This window comes from Pseudomonas sp. AC532 (genome assembly GCF_979258965.1).
Genome location: NZ_OZ409888.1, coordinates 2,689,539 through 2,710,615 on the forward strand (window position 1 = coordinate 2,689,539; position 21,077 = coordinate 2,710,615).

Here is a 21,077-nt window from a genome sequence, read left to right on the forward strand (position 1 = left end):
GCCGCCCATGATCGATGCGCCCCGCGCATCTTCAACCAGGAGCCTTTATGAGCAAGAGCGTCATCAACAGCGACAAAGCACCCGCCGCCATCGGCACCTATTCCCAGGCCATCAAGGCCGGCAACACCGTCTACCTGTCCGGACAGATTCCCCTGGACCCGAAGACCATGGAGCTCGTGGAAGGCTTCGAAGCGCAGACCGTGCAAGTGTTCGAGAACCTCAAATCGGTCATCGAAGCAGCCGGCGGCTCGTTCAAGGACGTGGTCAAGCTGAACATCTTCCTCACCGACCTCTCCCACTTCGCCACCGTCAATGAAGTGATGGGCCGCTACTTCCAGCAGCCTTATCCGGCCCGCGCCGCCATTGGCGTGGCCGCCCTGCCGAAGGGCGCGCAGGTCGAGATGGATGGCATTCTGGTCATCGACTGACCAGGCTGCGCCCGGAGCCGAGGCTCCGGGCGCCCCGCTTCAGCCCTCGCGCAATATCGCCGCGTAGCCTTCTCGATAGCTGGGATACTGTGGCGCCCAGCCCAGCGCGCGAGCTCGCGCATTGCTACAGCGCTTGCTGCCCGAGCGGCGGATCGCCGACTCCTCCGCCCAATGTTCGACACCGAGGCGCTGGCGCATCCAGCCCACCACCTCGTGCAGTGGCGCCGGCTCGTCGTCGACACCGATGTAGCAGTCCTGCAGCGGCTGCCCGGCGCAATCGGCCTGCAACAGAAAGGCCAGCAGCCCCGCAGCATCGTCGGCATGGATGCGATTGCCATACAGCGGCGGCTCGACCGACACGCGATAGCCCATGCGCACCTGCTTGAGCAGCCATTCACGCCCCGGCCCGTAGATGCCGGTCAAGCGCACCACGGTGGCCGGCACGTCGGCATTCCAGGCCAACTGCTCCGCCTCGCGGATGATGCGCCCCGAATAACTCTGCGCCTCGGCAGGCGAGGTTTCGTCGATCCACTCGCCCCGAGCCTGGGCATACACCCCGCTGCTGGACACGAACAGCACCCGCCTGGGCCTTTGCCCACGCGCCGCCAACCAGCTCAGCACATGACGAAGGCCATCGACATACGCCTGCCGGTAGCCCGGCTCGTCGTGCTGGGTGGCTGCAGCGCTGTACACCAGGTAATCCAGGGCGCCTTGTGGCCATTGGTCCGGGCAGCTCGACTCATGCAGGTCGCCCGCTACCGGCACGATGCCCGCTGGCAACTGCGAAATGCTGCGGCGCATGCCGTATACCTGCCAGCCCGCGTCGCGCAGACGCACACCCAGACGCCCCCCTACATCGCCACAGCCGGCAATCATGACACTCGCAGTTGTACTCATCAGCACCCTCTCTTGGCTCGGCGGACGCTCTAATACGACGGCCTGAACGTAATATAGTTACATTATCACTTTCATAAACAAGAATTACTTGCAATAATGTTCAACCTTTTTTGCCGCGCAGCCATTTGCCTGCGCAGGTCACCGTCATCACATTTAGGTCCGGCAAGCATGAACTCTACCGCCCACAGCGCTAAGCCAACCACCCCCGCCGCTCGGCTGCAACGCCTGGCTGCGCTCTTCGCCCTGCTGCTCGGCCTCACGCTGGCACCGACCGCGGGCTTCGCCGACCAGTCGGCACCTGCTCAGCCAGCGTCCAGTGCTCAACCCGCTGCCAGCCCCGAGGCCGGACAACCCGTGCCGCAACCAGGTGCAGCACCCTCCCTGCCCGCAGTCGACCCACGTCTGATGGAAGAATTGCAGGCGAAAATCGACGCGCTCGGCCCTGACGCCACACCTGAACAGGTGAGCCAGACTCGCGAGCAGTTCCTTCGAGAACAGGGTGCCTCCCAGGAAACCATCGATGCGCTTCGCGGCTTCAGTGACGCGCTTGAGAAATTCGCTGCTGACAATGACTCGGCCGCCGAAGCGGAAGTGGTCTTCCACGACCTGTCGCCGTGGGGCATGTACCAGGGCGCCGACGTAGTCGTGAAAAGCGTGATGATCGGCCTGGTACTGGCCTCGATCCTGACCTGGACCATCTGGATCGCCAAGACCATCGAGCTGGTGACCGCCCGCCGCCGTCTGCGTCGCGAGCTGGTCGAGCTCAAGGGCGCTCGCAACCTGGCCCAGGCCAGCGAGCAGGCGCGCGCCAAGCACAGTTTCAGCGAGATTCTCATCGAAGACGCCCGCGAAGAGCTGAAGCTTTCGGCCAGCAGCCGTGAAAAGGAAGGTATCAAGGAGCGCGTCAGCTTCCGCCTCGAGCGCCTGGTCGGTGCCTGTGGCCGCGACATGAGCAAGGGCACCGGCGTGCTCGCCACCATCGGTTCCACCGCACCCTTCGTGGGCCTGTTCGGCACCGTGTGGGGGATCATGAACAGCTTCATCGGCATCGCCAAAACCCAGACCACCAACCTCGCCGTGGTCGCCCCGGGCATCGCCGAAGCGCTGCTGGCCACCGCATTGGGCCTGGTTGCAGCGATTCCTGCGGTGATCATCTACAACGCCTTCTCGCGCTCGATCAGTGCCTACAAGGCCCAGGTCGCCGATGCATCCGCCCAGGTATTGCTGCTGGTCAGCCGTGACCTGGACATGCTGCCGAGCAGCGACCGCGCGCAACAGCCGCACATGGTCAAGGCGGGTTAAGGCCATGGGTCTTCATCTCAACGAAAACGGCGGCGACGATCTTCAGGAAAACCACGAGATCAACGTCACGCCCTTCATCGACGTGATGCTGGTGCTGCTGATCATCTTCATGGTCGCCGCGCCACTGGCCACCGTCGACGTGAAGATCGACCTGCCCGCCTCCAGCGCCAAGCCGGCGCCGCGCCCGGACAAGCCGATCTACCTGAGCATCAAGGAAGACAACAAGCTGTACCTGGACAACGACGAGGTGCAGCCAGCCATGCTCGGCGCCGCGCTGGACAAGCTGACCCAGAACGACAAGGACAAGACCATCTTCGTGCGCGGTGACAAGGGCGTCGAGTATGGCGACCTGATGGAAGTCATGAACACCCTGCGCGGTACCGGCTATCTGAAGATCGGCCTGGTAGGCCTGGAGACGGTCGGCGCGCAATGAAGAAATCCAGCCGCACGTTCTCCTGGGTCGCCAGCCTGGTCATCGTGGTGGGGCTGCACGTCGGCCTGTTCCTCTGGGCCATGTACTGGCAGCCCCAGGCGACGCCTATCGAACTGCCGCCACCAGCCGCAATGATCGTCGAGCTGGAGCCACTGCCACCGGCCGCGCCCAAGCCTGCTCCACCGCCACCCCCGGAAGTCATTCCGGAGGAGCCGGAGCCGCAGCCGAAACTGGCCGAGGCGCCCAAGCCGACGCTGGCCGTGACGCCCCCCAAGCCCAAGCCGAAGCCAAAACCCAAGCCGCCGAAGCCCAAGCCCCCCGAGCCCAAACCGCCGGAGCCGCAGCAGGAGCCGCCGGAAGATGCGCCGCCCGCACCGCCAGCGCCGGCCGAAGCCAAACCGGCCGCACCGCAGCAGGCACCGGTCAGTGCGCCAAGCAAGGCCCAGGCCAGCTGGCAAAGCGAGCTACTGAGCCACCTGGCGAAGTACAAGCGCTACCCCGAAGACGCGCGCCGCCGCGGCCTTGAAGGGGTCAACCGCTTGCGCTTCGTGGTCGATGCCGAGGGCATGGTGCTGTCCTACACGCTGGTCGGCAAATCCAGCAGCGCCGCTCTGGACCGGGCAACGCTGCAGATGATCCGCAAGGCGCAGCCGCTGCCCAAGCCGCCGGCGGAAATGCTCACGAACGGCAGCGTGGAAATCGTCGCGCCGTTCATTTACTCGCTGGAGCGCGGCCGCGGTCGCTGAGGCGCATCGACCGCCACCCAGGGTGCAGTGCCCGGGGTGGCGGCGAAAACGGGCCCACCGCCTCCAGCCTGGTCGGTTACGACAGTACAGATAGGGCAACCTCAGTGGTTGGTTACCTGCAAGACAGCCGCTATGCTTGGCGGCATCTCAATGGACCAAGACTATGACCCTCACTGAACTGCGCTATATCGTGACGCTCGCTCAGGAACAGCATTTCGGCCGAGCGGCAGAACGCTGCCATGTCAGCCAGCCGACCCTGTCGGTGGGCGTGAAGAAACTCGAAGACGAGCTCGGCGTGCTGATCTTCGAGCGCAGCAAGAGTGCAGTGCGCCTGACGCCCGTCGGTGAAGGCATCGTCACCCAGGCGCAAAAGGTGCTGGAGCAGGCCCAGGGCATCCGCGAACTGGCCCAGGCCGGCAAGAACCAGCTGACCGCTCCGCTGAAGATCGGCGCCATCTATACCGTCGGTCCTTATCTGTTCCCTCACCTGATTCCCCAGTTGCACCGCGTGGCCACGCAGATGCCGCTGTACATCGAGGAAAACTTCACCCACGTGCTGCGCGACAAGCTGCGCACCGGTGAGCTGGACGCGATCATCGTCGCGCTGCCGTTCCAGGAAGCCGACGTGCTGACCCTGCCGCTCTACGACGAGCCCTTCTACGCCCTGCTGCCGGCGGACCATCCCTGGACGGCCATGCAGACCATCGACACCAAGCTGCTCAACGACAAGAGCCTGCTGCTGCTCGGAGAAGGCCACTGCTTCCGCGACCAGGTGCTGGAAGCCTGCCCGACCCTGCGCAAGGGCGAAGAGCATGCCAAGCACACCACCGTGGAATCCAGCTCCCTGGAAACCATCCGCCACATGGTCGCGTCGGGTCTTGGCGTGTCGATCCTGCCGTTCTCGGCGGTCGACAGCCACCACTATGCGCCGGGCGTGATCGAAGTCCGTCCGCTCAGCCCGCCGGCACCCTTTCGCACCGTGGCCATCGCCTGGCGCGCCAGCTTTCCGCGCCCCAAGGCGATCGAAGTGCTGGCCGACTCCGTTCGCCTGTGCTCGGTTGCCAAGCCGCTGCCTCGTAGCGTCTGAGGGCAACGATGAGCGAGCTGTCGACGGTGCCCGTCACCGACCTCAAAGGCGTCGGCGCGGCCCTGGCGGAAAAGCTCGCCAAAGTCGGCCTGGAGACCCTGCAGGACATCCTTTTCCACCTGCCGCTGCGTTATCAGGACCGCACCCGCATCGTGCCGATCGGCGCGCTGCGCCCGGGGCAGGACGCCGTGGTCGAGGGCACCGTGTCCGGCGCCGATGTGGTCATGGGCAAGCGCCGCAGTCTGCTGGTGCGCCTCAATGACGGCAGCGGTACGCTCAGCCTGCGCTTCTACCATTTCAGCAATGCGCAAAAGGAAGGCCTCAAACGCGGCACCCAGGTGCGCTGCTACGGCGAGATACGTCCTGGCTCCTCGGGCCTGGAAATCTATCACCCCGAGTACCGCGCGCTGTCCGGCGACGAACCGGCGGCCGTGGAACAGACCCTGACGCCGATCTACCCGACCACCGAAGGCCTGACCCAACAGCGCCTGCGCCAGCTCAGCGAACAGGCCCTGGCACGCCTGGGCCCGCACAGCCTGCCCGACTGGCTACCGCGCGAACTGGCCGATGACTATCAGTTGGCACCGCTGGACCAGGCGATCCGCTACCTGCACCGCCCACCACCTGACGCCGACCTCGAGGAACTCGCCGAGGGCCGACACTGGGCACAGCACCGGCTGGCCTTCGAGGAGCTGCTGACCCACCAACTGTCGATGCAGCGCCTGCGCGAAAGCGCGCGGGCCCAGCTGGCACCGGCGCTGCCGGTGGCGCAGACGCTGCCCCGGCAGTTCCTCGCCAACCTCGGTTTCGCACCCACCGGTGCGCAGCAACGGGTAGGCGCCGAAATCGCCTACGACCTCAGCCAGGCCGAGCCGATGCTGCGCCTGGTACAGGGCGACGTCGGCGCCGGCAAGACCGTGGTAGCCGCCGTCGCCGCCCTGCAAGCCATCGAAGCCGGCTACCAGGTGGCGCTGATGGCACCCACGGAGATCCTCGCCGAGCAGCACTACCTCAATTTCACCCGCTGGCTGCAGCCGCTCGGCCTGGAGACCGCCTGGCTGGCCGGCAAGCTCAAGGGCAAGGCCCGCGCGACCGCGCTGGAACGCATCGCCGCCGGCGCGCCAATGGTAGTAGGCACCCATGCGCTGTTTCAGGAAGAGGTGCGCTTTCGCAACCTGGCCCTGGCGATCATCGACGAGCAGCATCGCTTCGGCGTACAGCAACGCCTGGCCCTGCGCCAGAAGGGCGTGGGCGGCCGGCTAAGCCCGCATCAACTGATCATGACCGCGACCCCCATCCCGCGCACCCTGGCGATGAGCGCCTACGCCGATCTGGACACCTCGATCCTCGACGAACTGCCGCCCGGCCGCACGCCGGTGAACACCGTACTGGTCGCCGACAGCCGTCGCTTCGAGGTCGTGGAACGGGTGCGCTCGGCGTGCAACGAAGGCCGCCAGGCCTACTGGGTGTGCACGCTGATCGAAGAATCAGAAGAGCTTACCTGCCAGGCCGCGCAGACCACTTACGAAGACCTGGCGGCGGCGCTGGTCGGCCAGCGGGTCGGGCTGATCCACGGGCGCATGAAGGCTGCCGAAAAGGCTGCGGTGATGGACCAGTTCAAGCAGGGCCACCTGCAGCTGCTGGTCGCCACCACCGTCATCGAGGTGGGCGTCGACGTTCCCAACGCCAGCCTGATGATCATCGAGAACCCCGAACGCCTGGGGCTGGCGCAACTGCACCAGTTGCGTGGCCGAGTCGGTCGCGGCAGTGCGGCCAGCCATTGCGTGCTGCTGTATCACCCGCCGCTGTCGCAGATAGGCCGGGAGCGCCTGGGCATCATGCGCGAAACCAGCGATGGCTTCATCATCGCCGAAAAGGACCTGGAGCTGCGCGGGCCCGGCGAGATGCTCGGCACTCGACAAACCGGCCTGCTGCAGTTCAAGGTAGCCGACCTGATGCGCGATGCCGACCTGCTCCCCGCGGTACGCGATGCGGCGCAGGCACTGCTGGAAACCTGGCCGCAACATGTCAGCCCGCTGCTGGAACGCTGGCTGCGTCATGGTCAACAATATGGGCAAGTGTGAACGTCACGCAGGACGATGGTCGACTCACCACGTCACGTTGTCCGCTTGCTGGTTATACTTGGGAAGCTGCATCCCCCTTTTCGACGGAACGCGTCATGACTGAAGTAGCCATCGCCGACACCTCCCCCCAACCGCCTCTGGTGATTCGTCAGTTGCTGGAAAAGCTCGGCCTGAGCTACCAGGTGCGCCATGAGCAACCTGGGCTGCCGAGCGCCCAGCGGGTGCAGACCGTGCTCCTCGAGGATGCCGTCGGCGCGCTGCTGGTGCTGTTCCCGCAGAACCAGTTGCTCGACCTCAACCGGCTGGCCGAGCTGACCGGCCGCAAGCTCACGGCGGTCAAGCCCGAGCGTCTGGACCGCATGCTCGGCAAGCACGACCTCGTCGTGCTGCCTGGCATTCCCGCGTTGACCAGTTCGCCATGCCTGTATGACGAGCGCCTCTTGGAAGCCTCCAGCCTGTACATCCAGTCGGGCGAACCCGGCGTGCTGCTGGAGCTGCATACCGAGGCCTTCAAGGGACTGCTGGGCAAGGCCAGTGCCGCGCGTTTCGGCGAGCCGGTGAGCAAGGTCCGTCTCAATCTCAACCGCCCCGATGATGACCGCAGCGAGATCAGCCAGGCGGTGCAGGCGTTCACGGCACGGCGTATCCAGCAGCGCCTGGAAGAGACCATCGAGATTCCGCCGCTGGCAGAAACCGCACAGAAGATCATCAAGCTGCGGGTCGACCCCAACGCCACCGTCGACGACATCACCGGCGTGGTCGAAACCGACCCCGCCCTGGCCGCCCAGGTCGTGAGTTGGGCAGCGTCGCCCTATTACGCCGCCCCCGGCAAGATTCGCTCGGTGGAAGACGCCATCGTCCGCGTACTGGGCTTCGACCTAGTGATCAACCTGGCCCTCGGCCTGGCCCTGGGCAAGACCCTGAGCCTGCCCAAGGACCAGCCGCAACAAACCACGCCCTACTGGCAGCAGGCAATCTACACCGCAGCCGTGATTGAAGGGCTGACCCGCGCCATGCCTCGCGCCCATCGCCCGGAAGCAGGGCTGACCTACCTGGCCGGCTTGCTGCACAATTTCGGCAATCTGGTGCTGGCCCACGTGTTTCCGCCGCATTTCTCGCTGATCTGCCGCCACCTGGAAGTCAACCGGCACCTGCCACACAGCTACATCGAGCAGCACCTGCTGGGCATCAGCCGCGAGCAGATCGGTTCCTGGCTGATGCGTTACTGGGACATGCCGGAAGAGCTCGCGGTAGCCCTGCGTTTCCAGCACGACTCCAGCTACAGCGGCAACCACGCCACCTATCCGAACCTGGTGTACCTGGCGGTCAGCCTGCTGCGCAATCGTGGCATCGGTACCGGGCCGGAGCGCGAGATCCCGCAAACCCTGCTCGACAACCTGGGAATCACCCGGGACAAGGCGGACGAAGCGCTGAACAAGGTGCTGGCCGCCGAGGTTGCCCTGCGCGACCTAGCATCCCAGTTCGGCTCGCCCAACTGAGCTGATCGCGTGGTCACAGCCGATGTGACCACGCGACCACGCGCAATCAGGCGGCCTTCTTGGCTGCCACGCGCCTGGGCCGCAGGTATTTGGTCAGCCCCTGGAACCAGATCACCAACGCCGGGTTGCCCTGGATCTGGATGCCCTTGTCCTGAATGCCCTGCATGAAGGCCAGCTGCTTGTTTTTCGCGGTCAGTGTGGCGTAACCGTAGGCGGCATCCTTGAAGCCGATGGCGAAGGCAGGCTCGCGGGCGACGCCTCGCTCGCTGCTCACCCGCTGATCCTTGACGATGAAGTGGCGGGCGATCCGGCCATCCAGCGTGTGCAGCTGGAACACCAGATCACGCCCCTCGAGTTGCTGGCGAAACGCGGGATTTTGGCGGCTTGCCCTGGCCATGAGATGGCCCAGCATCCACAGAAGAAAACGAAATTTCATGGCAAGGCCTGTTGGCGTGGGAAAAGGCCGCGCATTGTAGCGACTCGCCAGCCGAGTGGCAGCCGGCTACTGGCACGAACCGCAAGCGCCAGAAACAAAGGGTCTGCTGACAGCTCAGGACGACGCCCGGCACCACCACGCGATGAGCCGCCGGTTGCGCTGCAACGCCAACAGACCCTGGGGGCTCAGTTGACCGAGTCCTTGAGGGCCTTGCCCGGTTTGAAGGCGACGGTATTGCTGGCCTTGATTTTAACGGGCTGCCCGGTTTGCGGGTTTTTCCCGGTACGAGCGCCACGGTGACGCTGCACGAAGGTGCCGAAGCCGACCAGCGTCACACTGTCCTTGCGGTTCAGTGCACCGGTGATTTCTTCGAGAACGGCGTTGAGTACACGATTAGCCTGATCCTTGGTCAGATCGGCTTTTTCCGCGATAGCGGCGGCGAGTTCCGGTTTGCGCATAAATGCCTCATTTTACGGTTTGTTGTTGTTGTGTTCCGTGCCATGCCGTGCAGCGCCAAGGCGCCGCGACAGCTCTACGCTGCGGGCCAGCCTGCGCAGAATGGCACGCTACCGAGGGCTTCGCCAGCCCTGCTTTTGGCTATACCCGGGATTTTGTCGAGCACGCGTCAGAACGCTCAGGGCAGCAATGCCGGCAACTGGCGGTTCAGTGCCAGTTTTTCCTGCACCGCTGCGCCCGTCAGCGCGTACCCGAGCAAGGCACCGGAGGCGTCGTGACACAGCGCCCTGATGTCGGCGCCATTGCCTTCGACCGTCCAGCGCCCCTCGGTTCCGCGCGGCGGGGGTGACACGATCAACGGGCATGCCGGGGTCTTCACGGTGACGGGCATGGCACCGTAGACCACAGCGCTTGGCTCGCCGCTGAGGGTCTTCGCCAGGGCGCGGGCGCAGGCCATCAGCGGCATGACGTAGAGCAGATTGAGCCCGTCCACCTCGGCGCAGTCGCCCAGCGCATGGATGTTGGCATGGGAGCTACGCAGGTGGCGGTCGACCACCACGCCACGATTGACAGCCAGACCGGCGGCGGCCGCCAGGTCGATACGCGGGCGCAGGCCGACGGCGGAGATCACCAGATCACAGGCGATCACCCGACCATCGGACAGATGCGCCTCCAGCCCCTCTGCCGCGTACTCCAGGCGGCTTACTACCGGCCCCAGGTGGAAGCGCACGCCAAGCGACTCCAGCCCGCCGCGAACGGCAGCGGCGGCTTCGGCCGGCAACAGCGCCGGCATCAGTTGCTCACAGGGCGCGACCAGATCGACCTCATGGTCGCCAAGCGCGAGGTCATTGGCGAATTCGCAACCGATCAGACCGGCGCCAAGGATCAACACTCGGCGCTTGCCCTGAGCGGCCTGCCGGAAGCGTGCGTAACCCATCAGATCGTTGACCGTGAACAGTTCCTCGCGCGCCTCGCCGGCGAGCGGCACCGATAACACCTCGGCGCCCCAGGCCAGCACGAGGTCACGGTAGCGCACGGCCTCCTCGCCAATCCACACACGCTGGTGGCCGGGGTCGATGCCGGTGGCGCGGGTATGCGTCCATACCTGGGCATTGAGCTGGTCGGCCATCGCGCCCGGCTCGGCCATGCACAGCCCGTCGGCATCCTTGTTCTTGGCAAAGCCGGTGGAGAGCATGGGCTTGGAATAGGAGCGACCGTCGTCGGCGGTGATCAGCAACAGCGGCGTGTCGGTGTCCAGCTTGCGAAACTCGCGCGCCAGGTTATAGCCCGCCAGGCCGGTGCCGATAATTACCACGGGGTCGGTCATTGCTCGCTCCTTCATCCAACAATCTGTCCACCCCATCGCCATGCAGGGCGCCACGCCCACCGGCTATTCCCGGTAGAGGGCCAGGGCCTGCGCACGCCAGGCTCGGGGCGGATTATCAGTTGATTTCGATCATCTCGAAATCCATCTTGCCCACGCCACAATCGGGGCACAGCCAGTCTTCGGGTACATCTTCCCAGCGGGTACCAGGCGCGATGCCATCGTCAGGCCATCCGTCGCGCTCGTCATAGATCAGTCCGCAGACCACACACTGCCACTTCTTCATAAACGCTCTCCGGCGTAGCTCACGGTTAATGCGCGGGCACGCTACCGCAAATGCCGCGGAGCGCCAAGCGGGTGCGACGAATCCCGCGGCACCCACGAACCCCGCCGATGCCCATGGTAGACTTGCGCCACCGCCCTGCCACGAATCCGTACCGTGCCCTGCTCCGCCCCTTGCGTGCCAACCTGGCGTTCTCGCGACCACCTGCACCCTCAGCCTGCAGCGCTCGCCTGCGACTGGCTGTTCGATGAACGCTCGCTCACCCGTCGGCTCACGGCGCTGTCCGCCGATGGCTTCAGCGTCACCCCGTTGCGCGAAGGCTGGTTCGCCCTGCGCGACGACGAATGCGCTGCGCTCGAGGTGCCGGCGGGCAGCCTCGGCTGGGTGCGCGAGGTGTACCTGCGCGGCAACGGCGAGCCCTGGGTGTTCGCCCGCAGTGTGGCGGCCCACGGAGCGCTGGCCGGTTCCGGCCTGGACCTGCAGCAGCTCGGTAGTCGCTCCCTGGGCGAGCTGTTGTTCAGCGACCAGGCTTTCGAGCGTGGCGCACTGCAGGTCTGCCATTACCCGCAGGCCTGGCTGCCGCAGGGCGACTGGCATGAACAGCTATGGGCACGCCGCTCCTGCTTCCGGCGCGGCGAGTTGGCCGTGCTGGTCGCCGAAGTGTTCCTACCGGCCTTCTGGCACGCGGCAGGCCGCGCGAGCTGAGCCCCGCGCCGGTATAATCGCCGGCACCTCGCCAGGAGCACACCCGATGTACACCCGCCTGCTGCAATCGCTCAATCGCCTGCACCCTCGTGTCTGGGACTTCCTGCAACTGACGCGCATGGACAAGCCGATCGGCATCTACCTGTTGCTGTGGCCAACACTGTGGGCACTGTGGATTGCCGCCCAAGGGGTACCGAGCGCCAGGAACCTGGTGATTTTCGTGGTTGGGGTGGTACTGATGCGCGCCGCCGGCTGCGTGATCAACGACTACGCCGACCGCCATTTCGACGGGCACGTCAGCCGCACCCAGGCCCGCCCCCTGGCCAGCGGTCGGGTCAGCGCCCGCGAGGCGCTGATCCTGTTCGCCGTGCTGGTCGCGCTGAGCTTCGCCCTGGTGCTGCTGACCAATGCCCCCACGGTATGGCTGTCGTTCGGCGCGCTGGGCGTGGCAGCGCTGTATCCATTCATGAAGCGCTACACCTATTACCCGCAGGTGGTGCTCGGCACGGCGTTCTCCTGGGGCATGCCGATGGCCTTCACGGCAGAGACCGGTAGCGTGCCGGTCGCCGCCTGGCTGCTGCTGCTCGCCAACGTGATCTGGACCGTGGCCTACGACACCTACTACGCCATGGCCGACCGCGAAGACGACCTGAAGATCGGCGTGAAGTCCACGGCGATCCTGTTTGGCGACGCCGACCGGGTGATCATCCTTGGCCTGCAGGGGCTGGCGCTGTTGTGCCTGCTGCTGGCCGGTGCGCGTTTCGAGCTCGGCCTCTATTATCACCTCGGGCTGGTGGTGGCGGCGGCCTGCTTCGCCTGGCAGTTCCACCTCACGCGCGGCCGCGAGCCGATGGCCTGCTTCCAGGCATTCCTGCACAACCACTGGGCCGGGCTGGCGATCTTCATCGGTATCGTGCTGGACTACGCACTGCGCTGATGGCGACCCGCCGCACAGCTGTCATATCGCTGCAATAATTCCGTTATCTAATGCGCCGCAATGACAGTTGAATGAACCGAGGCTGCACCCATGGTTGGCAAGAACATCCTGATCGTCGATGACGAGGCGCCGATCCGCGAAATGATCGTGGTGGCGCTGGAAATGGCGGGTTACGAGTGCCTGGAAGCGGAGAATACCCAACAGGCCCACGCCATCATCGTCGACCGCAAGCCTGATCTGATTCTTCTCGACTGGATGCTGCCCGGCACCTCCGGCATCGAGCTGGCGCGGCGCCTCAAGCGCGACGAGCTGACCGGCGATATCCCGATCATCATGCTCACCGCCAAGGGCGAAGAGGACAACAAGATCCAGGGCCTTGAAGTCGGTGCCGACGACTACATCACCAAGCCGTTCTCGCCACGCGAACTGGTTGCCCGCCTCAAGGCCGTGCTGCGCCGCGCCGGCCCCAGCGACAGCGAAGGCCCGATCGAAGTTGGCGGCCTGCTGCTCGACCCGATCAGCCACCGCGTGACCATCGATGGCAAGCCCGCGGAAATGGGCCCCACCGAATACCGCCTGCTGCAGTTCTTCATGACCCATCAGGAGCGCGCCTACACCCGTGGCCAACTGCTCGACCAGGTTTGGGGCGGCAACGTCTACGTCGAGGAACGTACCGTCGACGTGCACATCCGCCGCCTGCGCAAGGCGCTGGGCGAGGCCTACGAAAACCTGGTGCAGACCGTACGCGGTACCGGGTATCGTTTCTCCACCAAAGGCTGAGCGATAGCCTGAAACGCACCACGACAGGGATCGGCTGGCGGATGAGCGAAACGTGACGAGCAACTGGCGTGGCGCCATAACCCGCCGTTTACTGCTGCTGATCGCGGCCTGCCTGGCAGCCGGCGTGATCACCGGTGAATATGCCTGGGCGATCGCCATCGGCCTGGCAGTCCACCTGCTCTGGAACCTTGGCCAGTTGCTGCGCCTGCATGCCTGGCTCAAGAACCATCACCCCGACGAACCCCCACCCGACGGCTACGGGCTGTGGGGTGAGGTGCTCGATAGCATCTACCACCTGCAACGCCGCAACCAGCGCGCACGCGGCCGCCTGCAGGCGGTGATCGACCGTGTGCAGGAGTCCACTGCAGCGCTGCGCGATGCGGTGATCATGCTCGACAGCCATGGCAACCTGGAATGGTGGAACAAGGCCTCGGAAATCCTGCTGGGGCTGAAGACGCCTCAGGACAGCGGCCAGTCCATCACCAACCTGGTTCGCGACCCACGCTTCAAGGAATACTTCGAGCGTGGCAACTACCTGGAGCCCCTGGACCTGCCATCGCCGGTCAATCCGCGCAAGCAGCTGCAGCTGAACATCACCCGCTATGGCAACCACGAGCACTTGATGCTGGTGCGAGACGTCACCCGTCTCCACCAGCTGGAGCAGATGCGCAAGGATTTCGTCGCCAACGTGTCCCACGAATTGCGCACGCCGCTGACGGTGATCTCCGGCTACGTGGAAACCCTGCAGGACAACGTCGATGACATCAACCCGCGCTGGCGCCGCGCCCTGCAGCAGATGCAGCAACAGGGTTCGCGCATGCAGTGCCTGCTCAACGACCTGCTCCTGCTGGCCAAGCTGGAAGCCACCGATTACCCGTCCGAAAACCAGCCAGTGGCCATCGAACCATTGCTGCAGGCGATCAAGACCGACGCCCAGGCCCTGTCAGCCGAGCGCAACCACCGCATCAGCCTGGAAGCCGACGCGGGGGTCCGCCTCAAGGGCAGCGAATCGGAGCTGCGTAGCGCCTTTTCCAACCTGGTGTTCAACGCCGTCAAGTACACACCGGCCGAAGGCGATATCCGTATTCGCTGGTGGCAAGACGACCAGGGCGCGCACCTGTCGGTGCAGGACAGCGGCCCAGGCATCGAGGCCAAGCACCTGCCGCGCCTGACCGAGCGCTTCTACCGGGTGGATTCGAGCCGCGCCAGCAATACCGGCGGCACCGGGCTGGGCCTGGCGATCGCCAAGCACGTGCTGTTGCGCCACCGCGGCAGGCTGGATATCACCAGCGTGGTCGGCAAGGGCAGCCTGTTCGTTTGCCACTTTCCGCCAGGCCAGGTGGCACGCGGTGACCGCTGAGCCACTGGCGCTCTTGCAAAGCGCCGTGTCAGGCCCCACCCTTTAGCAACATCCGGTCACACGAACTCCTCATGGATCCCTCTACGAGCGTCTCCTTCTCCAGCTATTTCGCCGATTTCGGCCTCGTGCTGTTCGCCCTGTTCCTGGTGCTGCTCAACGGGTTCTTCGTTGCCGCCGAGTTCGCCATGGTCAAGCTGCGGGCCACCAAGGTCGAGGCCCTGGCCCAGCAGAATGGCTGGCGCGGGCACATCCTGCGCACCGTGCACAACCAGCTGGACGCCTACCTGTCGGCCTGCCAGTTGGGTATCACCCTGGCGTCGCTGGGGCTTGGCTGGGTCGGCGAGCCGGCCTTCGCCCACCTGCTCGAACCACTGTTGACCTCGATGGGCATCGAGTCACCGAAGCTGATCCATGGCATCGCCTTCTTCACCGCGTTCTTCATCATTTCCTACCTGCACATCGTGGTCGGCGAACTGGCGCCCAAATCCTGGGCGATCCGCAAGCCCGAGCTGCTGTCGCTGTGGACGGCCGTGCCGCTGTACCTGTTCTACTGGGCCATGTACCCGGCGATCTTTCTGCTCAATGCCAGCGCCAATGCCATCCTGCGCATCGCCGGCCAGGGCGAGCCGGGTGGCCACCACGACCACCATTACAGCCGCGACGAGCTCAAGCTGATCCTGCACTCCAGCCGTGCCAGCGATCCCACTGACCAGGACATGCGCGTATTGGCCTCGGCGGTGGAGTTGGGCGAACTGGAAGTGGTGGACTGGGCCAACTCCCGTGAGGACCTGATCCATCTGGAGCTCAATGCCTCGCTGGACGAGGTGTTCAGCGTCTTCCGCCGCCACAAGTACAGCCGCTACCCGATTTACGACGAAGCGGCCGGCGAGTTCGTCGGCGTGCTGCACATCAAGGATCTGCTGCTGCACCTGTCACTGCTGGAAATGCTTCCTTCTGCGCTGCGCCTCGGTGAATTGATGCACCCGCTGGAGAAGGTCAACCGCAACCTGCCGCTGTCCGATCTGCTGGAACAATTCCGCAAGGGCGGTGCCCACTTCGCGCTGGTCGAAGAGGCCGATGGCAAAATAGTCGGCTACCTGACCATGGAAGACGTGCTCGAAGCGCTGGTCGGCGACATCCAGGACGAACATCGCAAGGCCGAGCGCGGCATCCTCGCCTACCAGCCCGGCAAGCTGCTGGTGCGCGGCGATACCCCGCTGTTCAAGCTCGAACGCCTGCTTGGCGTCGACCTGGACCATATCGAGGCGGAAACCCTGGCCGGGCTGATCTACGAGACCCTCAAGCGCGTGCCCGAAGAAGAGGAATCGCTTGAAGTCGCCGGCCTGCGCCTGATCGTCAAGAAAATGAAGGGCCCCAAGATCCTGCTGGCCAAGGTCATCAAGCTCGATGGCAGAGCGCCCGAGGGGCGTTGACAGGAGGGGGCCGGCCTCTGTGGGCCGGCTCCTTTAGCCGCTCGCACTGGAGCGGCAGGTGCTTACAGCAGATTCAACTCACGGCCGGTGCGATCCACCGCACGACGGGTCTTCTCCACCAGCTCATCCAGCTCGGCGTGGGTGGCGACCAGGGCCGGTGCCATGATCATCCGGCCAAGCGTGGAGCGGATGATCAGGCCCTCGTCAAAACCGACGGTGCGGCAGTGCCAGGCGATGTCGTTTTCATTGGCGAAACGCTTGCGCGAGGCCTTGTGCTCGGCGAACTGCAGCGCGGCCACCATGCCGGTGCCCTGGACGTCGCCGATCAGCGGGTGATCGCCGAAGGTGTCGCGCAGCAGTTTCTGCAAGTAGGGACCTGTGTCGTTTTTGACCCGCTCGACGATCTTCTCGTCGCGCAGTGCGGTGAGGTTGGCGATGGCCACCGCCGCCGCTACCGGATGCCCGGCATAGGTCAGGCCGTGGGCGAACACGCCGCCTTCCTGCACCAGCGCATCGGCGATACGCGCACTGAGCACCAGGCCACCCATGGGGATATAGCCCGAGGTCAGGCCCTTGGCGATGGTCAGGGTGTCCGGCTGGAAGCCGAAGTGCTGGTGAGAGAACCATTCGCCGGTACGACCGAAGCCCCCGATCACTTCGTCGGCGCACAGCAGCACGTCGTATTGACGGCAGATGCGCTGCACCTCCGCCCAGTAACTGGCCGGCGGAAAGATCATCCCGCCGGCCCCCTGGAACGGCTCGGCAACGAAGGCGGCGACGTTGTCCGCGCCCAGTTCGAGAATCTTGCTTTCCAGTTCACGGGCCGCCTTGAGGCCGAAGGCCTCTTCGCTCAGGGCACCGCCTTCGACGAAATAGTGCGGCTCACCGATATGGGCGAAGTCCGGCAGCATGCCGCCCATCTCGTGCATGAACCCCATGCCGCCGAGCGCGGTGCTGCCGAGCGTGGAGCCGTGGTAGCCGTTCCAGCGGCCAATCATGATGCGCTTGTGCGGTTTGCCGACCACCTGCCAATAGCGGCGCACGGTACGGATCAGCACTTCGTTGGCTTCGGAACCGGAGTTGGTATAAATGGCGTGGCTGTAGTGCTTGGGCAACAGGCTGAAGAGCAGCTCGGACAACTCCACCACCCGCGGGTGGGTGGTGTGGAAGAACAGGTTATAGTACGGCAACTCTTCAAGCTGGCGCGTGGCCGCCGCATTCAGGTCAGCCCGGCCGTAGCCGAGCGCGGTGCACCACAGGCCGGACATGCCGTCCAGGTAACGTTTGCCGTCGGTGTCCCAGAGGTTCAAGCCCTGCCCTTTGGCAATTACCAATGCACCCTTCTCGTTGAGGGCTTTCTGGTCGAGGAAGGCGTGGATGTGGTGTGCCGCATCCAGGGCCTGGTAGTCACGGGTGGAATGTGTGGAGGTTGGAGAGAGAGTCATGGCAGCAGCCTCACCGGTTACATTGGGCAGATGGCCGGGGCACATCGCCCCGAGCGGAGTTCATTGACGGTTCAGTACGTTTTCGAGCGGTTCCGGGGTGAACAGCGGCTTGCGCATCACCAGCTTGATCCACACCACGGCGATCAGCGACACCAGCCCCAGCACCACACCTGCGCTGGTGAAGATCGACCGGGTCATCTCCGGCGACGGCGAGGCGTAGTAGATGGAGATCAGCATGCCACCGATACCGAGCAGCTGTGGCAGCGGATAGAACGGGGTGCGGAAGGGCCGGCGCAGATCGGGATAACGACGGCGTAGCGCGATCACGTCCAGGTGGCAGACGACGTAGGCCAACAGCCAGGCGATTGCCGCGGCGATCAGCAACATGCCGACGACACCCGGATCGTCGCCCATGAACAGGATCGGCAACCCGGTGATGGCGGCCACGAACAGTACCGCCACCCAGGGCGTGTTGAAACGGCTGCTCAGCAATTTGAACTGAGGGAACGCCTGGCCATTCTTCGACATGCCGTAGAGCATTCGCGGAATGGCTGCCAGGGAGGTGTTGAGGGTACTGCAGGTGGCGGTGATCGCCGCGATGACCAGCACATGTTTGCCGGTCTCACCGAACAGCGCGGTGGCATACAGGAAATGCGGCAACCCGCTACTGGCCAACTGGTCCTGCGGCACGTAGTAGAGCGCACCCAGCACATAGAGCGCGATGGTCACGAAGATAATCGATATCCCCAGGATCATGGCCCACGGAATGTTGCGCTCGGGGCGCTGCGACTCTTCCACCAGCGGGCAGACGAACTCGGCGCCGACGAAGCCCCAGATTGCCAGCGCGACCAGCGTCAGCACCCCGACGCCCATCGGGTTCCAGTCCGCCGGCAAGCCCCCGGTCAGGGCCGGCTCGCTACCGCTGCCGCTGACTGCCGAGAGCCCCAGCGCCAGCAGCACGATGAGCATCACCGTCGCCAGGGCCGTCTGCAGACGGGCGAAGATATCGATGCCGAGCAGGTTGAGCAGGGTAAACAGCACCAGCACGCCGACCGCCACGCTCATGCTCGGGAACAGCCCCGGGTAGACATGGCTGATGATCTGGTCGAGCAGCAGCAGTTCGGCCGACAGGGCGAACATCGCCACCACCACGTACCCGGAGAAGGTCGAGACGATGGCCGCAAAATGCCCCAGCGCCACCTCGGTGTAGCTGCTCAGGCTGCCGGCGCGCGGGATCATCAACGACAGTTCGGAAAACGAAAAGGCGTAGCTCAGCGCCAGCAGGAACGCCAGCGACAGCGGGATCAGGAAAGCCGGCCCGGCAATGCCTGCACCCTGCAGCATCAGCACCATCACACCCTGGGATATGACGAGACCGATAGACACCGCCAGCAGTGCGGCAAGCCCCAGCGGCTTGCTCGCCTTGCCAGGTTCAACCCGCCTGTCGACGGGCTTTGAAGCTACGCGAATATCGGCGTCAGTCATCTGTAACGCTCCTGCGATGTTATCGTTTTGCATGGAGGAAAACCGCACACGCAGCCAGACCGCCGTCGATCAGCAACGCAGTTGGAACCAGGTGGTCTTCAGTTGGGTGTACTTGTCGAACGAATGCAGTGACAGGTCGCGGCCGAAGCCCGATTGCTTGCCACCACCAAAGGGAACGCTGACATCCAGGGCATCGACGGTATTGACCGATACCGTACCGGCCTTGAGGCGGCGCGCCACGCGATGGGCGCGATTGAGATCGTCGCTCCACAGCGACGCGGCCAGGCCATAGATGCTGTCATTGGCCAGTTGCACGGCCTGGTCTTCGTCGTCGAAGGGCATCACGGCCAGCACCGGGCCGAACACTTCCTCACGGGCGAGCCGGCTGGTCGGCGAGACACCCGTGAAGATGGTCGGCTCGATGAAGTTGTCCGAGCCGTTGAAGCGCTGCTGGCGGCCCCCGCACAGCAGGTGGCTACCCTCACGTTGGGCGTCGCCGATGAATGCCATGACCCGCGCCGTCTGCCCTGAATCGACAATCGCACCGGCGCGGCTGGCCGGGTTCAGCGGGTCGCCTGGTTGCCAGTCGCCGGCCTTGCTCAACAGGCGCTCGACGAAGGCGTCGTGAATCGAGCGCTCGACCAGCAGGCGCGAGTTGGCCGAACAGACTTCGCCCTGATTGAAGAAGATACCAAAGGCGGCTTTTTCCGCCGCCAGGTCCAGGTCCTGGCAATCCGCGAACACCAGGTTGGCGCTCTTGCCGCCGCATTCCAGCCAGACCTGCTTGAGGTTGGACTGCGCCGCATACCCCATGAAGAGCTTGCCGACCTCGGTCGAGCCGGTGAACGCCAGGCAATCGACATCCATGTGCAACCCCAACGCCTTGCCAGCCTGCTCACCAAGACCGGTGACCACGTTGAAGACGCCCTCCGGCACGCCCGCCTCCAGCGCCAGCTCGGCCAGGCGCAGCGCGGAGAACGGCGACTGCTCGGCCGGCTTGAGCACCACCGAGTTGCCCGCCGCCAATGCCGGGGCGAGCTTCCAGGCCGCCATGTCCAGGGGAAAATTCCACGGCACCACCGCCGCCACCACGCCCAGCGCCTCGCGCGTCACCGTGGCGAGCACGTTGCGCGCCGTTGGCGCCACTTCGTCGTAGAGCTTGTCGAGGCTTTCCGCGTACCAGCGAAACACCCCGGCGGCACCAGGCACGTCAATGTTCCAGGCGTCCATCACCGGCTTGCCCATGTTAAGCGAGTCGAGCAGCGCCAGCTCATCGCGGTGGGCGAGGATCAACTCGGCGAGCTTGAGCAGCACCTGCTTGCGTTCGGCCGGCGCCCTTTGCGACCAGACACCGGCCTCGAAGGACTGGCGCGCCGCGCGCACTGCCAGGTCGGCATCGGCAGCATCACAGGCGGCAACGCTGGCGAGCAGTTGCCCGGTGGCCGGATTGACGGAGGCGAAGGTAGCGCCGGACTGCGCCGCGACCCGACGACCGCCGATGATCGCCTGGCTGATGAAGGTTTGCCGCTGAGCACGTTGCTGCCAATCACCGAGTCCGTACACCGCCCTTCCCCTTTTCTTATGGCCACTTGATAGCTGTTGAGGCTGATAGTGGCCGAACGGGGGTCATTGGAAAAATATTAAAAATATCATCGGGACATACGAAAAAACTGGCCTACAGGGCACCAATAGCGGGCAATTCGCACCACTTTCGTACAAATTGGCGAGCCGCTGCCAGGCCGGGAAATCCACACCCGCGCCCGCGCCCGGCCGACGCGACTCGGCCGCGAATGAACAGCCCGTTGGCAGACACCAGGCGGCAATCGAGCGCCCCACGACGGTGCGCCAGCTGGCTGCCTGGAGACGCCAGGCGTCGTGAAACTGACGGCCGCGCGGCCAATGACAACCGCGCAGGCGTGCTCACGCCGGCTCCGAGCAGGCCTTTGCGGCGAGCGTC

Annotated in this window: 20 protein-coding genes; 12 read left to right on the top strand and 8 right to left on the bottom strand. The window is 64.9% G+C overall.

The window, feature by feature from the left end; genetic code table 11:
* Window positions 1–47 precede the first annotated feature (47 nt).
* Window positions 48–428 carry a RidA family protein gene (locus ACZ0AV_RS12700; RefSeq protein ID WP_013789416.1) on the top strand — a complete coding sequence of 127 codons (381 nt, stop codon included), beginning with the start codon at window positions 48–50 and terminating at the stop codon, window positions 426–428.
* Window positions 429–467: 39 nt separating this feature from the next.
* On the opposite strand, the gene ACZ0AV_RS12705 is transcribed toward ACZ0AV_RS12700, so the two are convergent.
* Window positions 468–1,325, bottom strand: a complete 858-nt coding sequence (locus ACZ0AV_RS12705) for an SDR family oxidoreductase (RefSeq protein ID WP_499151357.1) — start codon at window positions 1,323–1,325, stop codon at window positions 468–470.
* A 621-nt stretch (window positions 1,326–1,946) separates the two neighbouring features.
* Between ACZ0AV_RS12705 and exbB the strand changes: the two genes are divergently transcribed.
* The 6 genes from exbB to ACZ0AV_RS12735 all read left to right on the top strand — a co-directional run bounded on the left by exbB (window position 1,947) and on the right by ACZ0AV_RS12735 (window position 8,476).
* On the top strand, window positions 1,947–2,627 hold the full coding sequence (gene exbB / locus ACZ0AV_RS12710; protein ID WP_499153357.1) for a tonB-system energizer ExbB: 681 nt from the start codon (window positions 1,947–1,949) through the stop codon (window positions 2,625–2,627).
* A gap of 4 nt (window positions 2,628–2,631) precedes the next feature.
* A complete protein-coding gene (gene exbD / locus ACZ0AV_RS12715) occupies window positions 2,632–3,060 on the top strand; it encodes a TonB system transport protein ExbD (RefSeq protein ID WP_499151358.1) in 429 nt (142 codons plus the stop codon).
* Complete coding sequence (locus ACZ0AV_RS12720) at window positions 3,057–3,806, top strand: energy transducer TonB (RefSeq protein WP_499151359.1); 750 nt, start codon at window positions 3,057–3,059, stop codon at window positions 3,804–3,806. The genes exbD and ACZ0AV_RS12720 overlap by 4 nt, the downstream gene beginning before the upstream one ends.
* Before the next feature lie 163 nt (window positions 3,807–3,969).
* Window positions 3,970–4,893 carry a hydrogen peroxide-inducible genes activator gene (locus tag ACZ0AV_RS12725; protein WP_499151360.1) on the top strand — a complete coding sequence of 308 codons (924 nt, stop codon included), beginning with the start codon at window positions 3,970–3,972 and terminating at the stop codon, window positions 4,891–4,893.
* Window positions 4,894–4,901: 8 nt separating this feature from the next.
* Window positions 4,902–6,977 carry an ATP-dependent DNA helicase RecG gene (gene recG, locus ACZ0AV_RS12730; RefSeq protein ID WP_499151361.1) on the top strand — a complete coding sequence of 692 codons (2,076 nt, stop codon included), beginning with the start codon at window positions 4,902–4,904 and terminating at the stop codon, window positions 6,975–6,977.
* Window positions 6,978–7,072: 95 nt separating this feature from the next.
* Entirely contained in the window at window positions 7,073–8,476 is a 1,404-nt protein-coding gene (locus ACZ0AV_RS12735; protein ID WP_499151362.1) for an aminoacyl-tRNA deacylase and HDOD domain-containing protein, read from the top strand.
* 46 nt (window positions 8,477–8,522) lie between these two features.
* Here the strand turns inward: ACZ0AV_RS12735 and ACZ0AV_RS12740 are convergent, their stop codons facing one another.
* The 4 genes from ACZ0AV_RS12740 to ACZ0AV_RS12755 form a co-directional block, all read right to left on the bottom strand.
* Window positions 8,523–8,912, bottom strand: a complete 390-nt coding sequence (locus tag ACZ0AV_RS12740) for a helicase (RefSeq protein ID WP_499151363.1) — start codon at window positions 8,910–8,912, stop codon at window positions 8,523–8,525.
* A gap of 185 nt (window positions 8,913–9,097) precedes the next feature.
* Window positions 9,098–9,370, bottom strand: coding sequence for an HU family DNA-binding protein (locus ACZ0AV_RS12745; RefSeq protein WP_073263100.1), 273 nt, complete (start codon window positions 9,368–9,370; stop codon window positions 9,098–9,100).
* Window positions 9,371–9,546: 176 nt separating this feature from the next.
* A complete protein-coding gene (locus tag ACZ0AV_RS12750) occupies window positions 9,547–10,710 on the bottom strand; it encodes an FAD-dependent oxidoreductase (RefSeq protein WP_499151364.1) in 1,164 nt (387 codons plus the stop codon).
* 100 nt (window positions 10,711–10,810) lie between these two features.
* Window positions 10,811–10,978, bottom strand: a complete 168-nt coding sequence (locus ACZ0AV_RS12755; RefSeq protein WP_070880380.1) for a rubredoxin — start codon at window positions 10,976–10,978, stop codon at window positions 10,811–10,813.
* A 153-nt stretch (window positions 10,979–11,131) separates the two neighbouring features.
* Between ACZ0AV_RS12755 and ACZ0AV_RS12760 the strand changes: the two genes are divergently transcribed.
* From ACZ0AV_RS12760 to ACZ0AV_RS12780, 5 genes are all read left to right on the top strand, one after another.
* On the top strand, window positions 11,132–11,680 hold the full coding sequence (locus ACZ0AV_RS12760; protein WP_499151365.1) for a chorismate--pyruvate lyase family protein: 549 nt from the start codon (window positions 11,132–11,134) through the stop codon (window positions 11,678–11,680).
* Window positions 11,681–11,726: 46 nt separating this feature from the next.
* Entirely contained in the window at window positions 11,727–12,617 is an 891-nt protein-coding gene (gene ubiA / locus ACZ0AV_RS12765) for a 4-hydroxybenzoate octaprenyltransferase (RefSeq protein ID WP_499151366.1), read from the top strand.
* Between the two features lie 90 nt (window positions 12,618–12,707).
* Window positions 12,708–13,397, top strand: a complete 690-nt coding sequence (phoB, locus tag ACZ0AV_RS12770; protein WP_042552495.1) for a phosphate regulon transcriptional regulator PhoB — start codon at window positions 12,708–12,710, stop codon at window positions 13,395–13,397.
* A 52-nt stretch (window positions 13,398–13,449) separates the two neighbouring features.
* On the top strand, window positions 13,450–14,757 hold the full coding sequence (gene phoR / locus ACZ0AV_RS12775; RefSeq protein ID WP_499151367.1) for a phosphate regulon sensor histidine kinase PhoR: 1,308 nt from the start codon (window positions 13,450–13,452) through the stop codon (window positions 14,755–14,757).
* 71 nt (window positions 14,758–14,828) lie between these two features.
* Window positions 14,829–16,190, top strand: a complete 1,362-nt coding sequence (locus tag ACZ0AV_RS12780; RefSeq protein WP_499151368.1) for a hemolysin family protein — start codon at window positions 14,829–14,831, stop codon at window positions 16,188–16,190.
* 62 nt (window positions 16,191–16,252) lie between these two features.
* On the opposite strand, the gene ACZ0AV_RS12785 is transcribed toward ACZ0AV_RS12780, so the two are convergent.
* The 3 genes from ACZ0AV_RS12785 to ACZ0AV_RS12795 form a co-directional block, all read right to left on the bottom strand.
* The gene (locus ACZ0AV_RS12785; RefSeq protein ID WP_499151369.1) at window positions 16,253–17,635 is read right to left on the bottom strand and encodes an aspartate aminotransferase family protein; all 1,383 of its coding nucleotides are present in this window, start codon (window positions 17,633–17,635) and stop codon (window positions 16,253–16,255) included.
* A 60-nt stretch (window positions 17,636–17,695) separates the two neighbouring features.
* The gene (locus ACZ0AV_RS12790) at window positions 17,696–19,120 is read right to left on the bottom strand and encodes an APC family permease (protein ID WP_499151370.1); all 1,425 of its coding nucleotides are present in this window, start codon (window positions 19,118–19,120) and stop codon (window positions 17,696–17,698) included.
* Window positions 19,121–19,189: 69 nt separating this feature from the next.
* A complete protein-coding gene (locus ACZ0AV_RS12795) occupies window positions 19,190–20,683 on the bottom strand; it encodes an aldehyde dehydrogenase (protein WP_499151371.1) in 1,494 nt (497 codons plus the stop codon).
* Window positions 20,684–21,077: the final 394 nt, after the last annotated feature.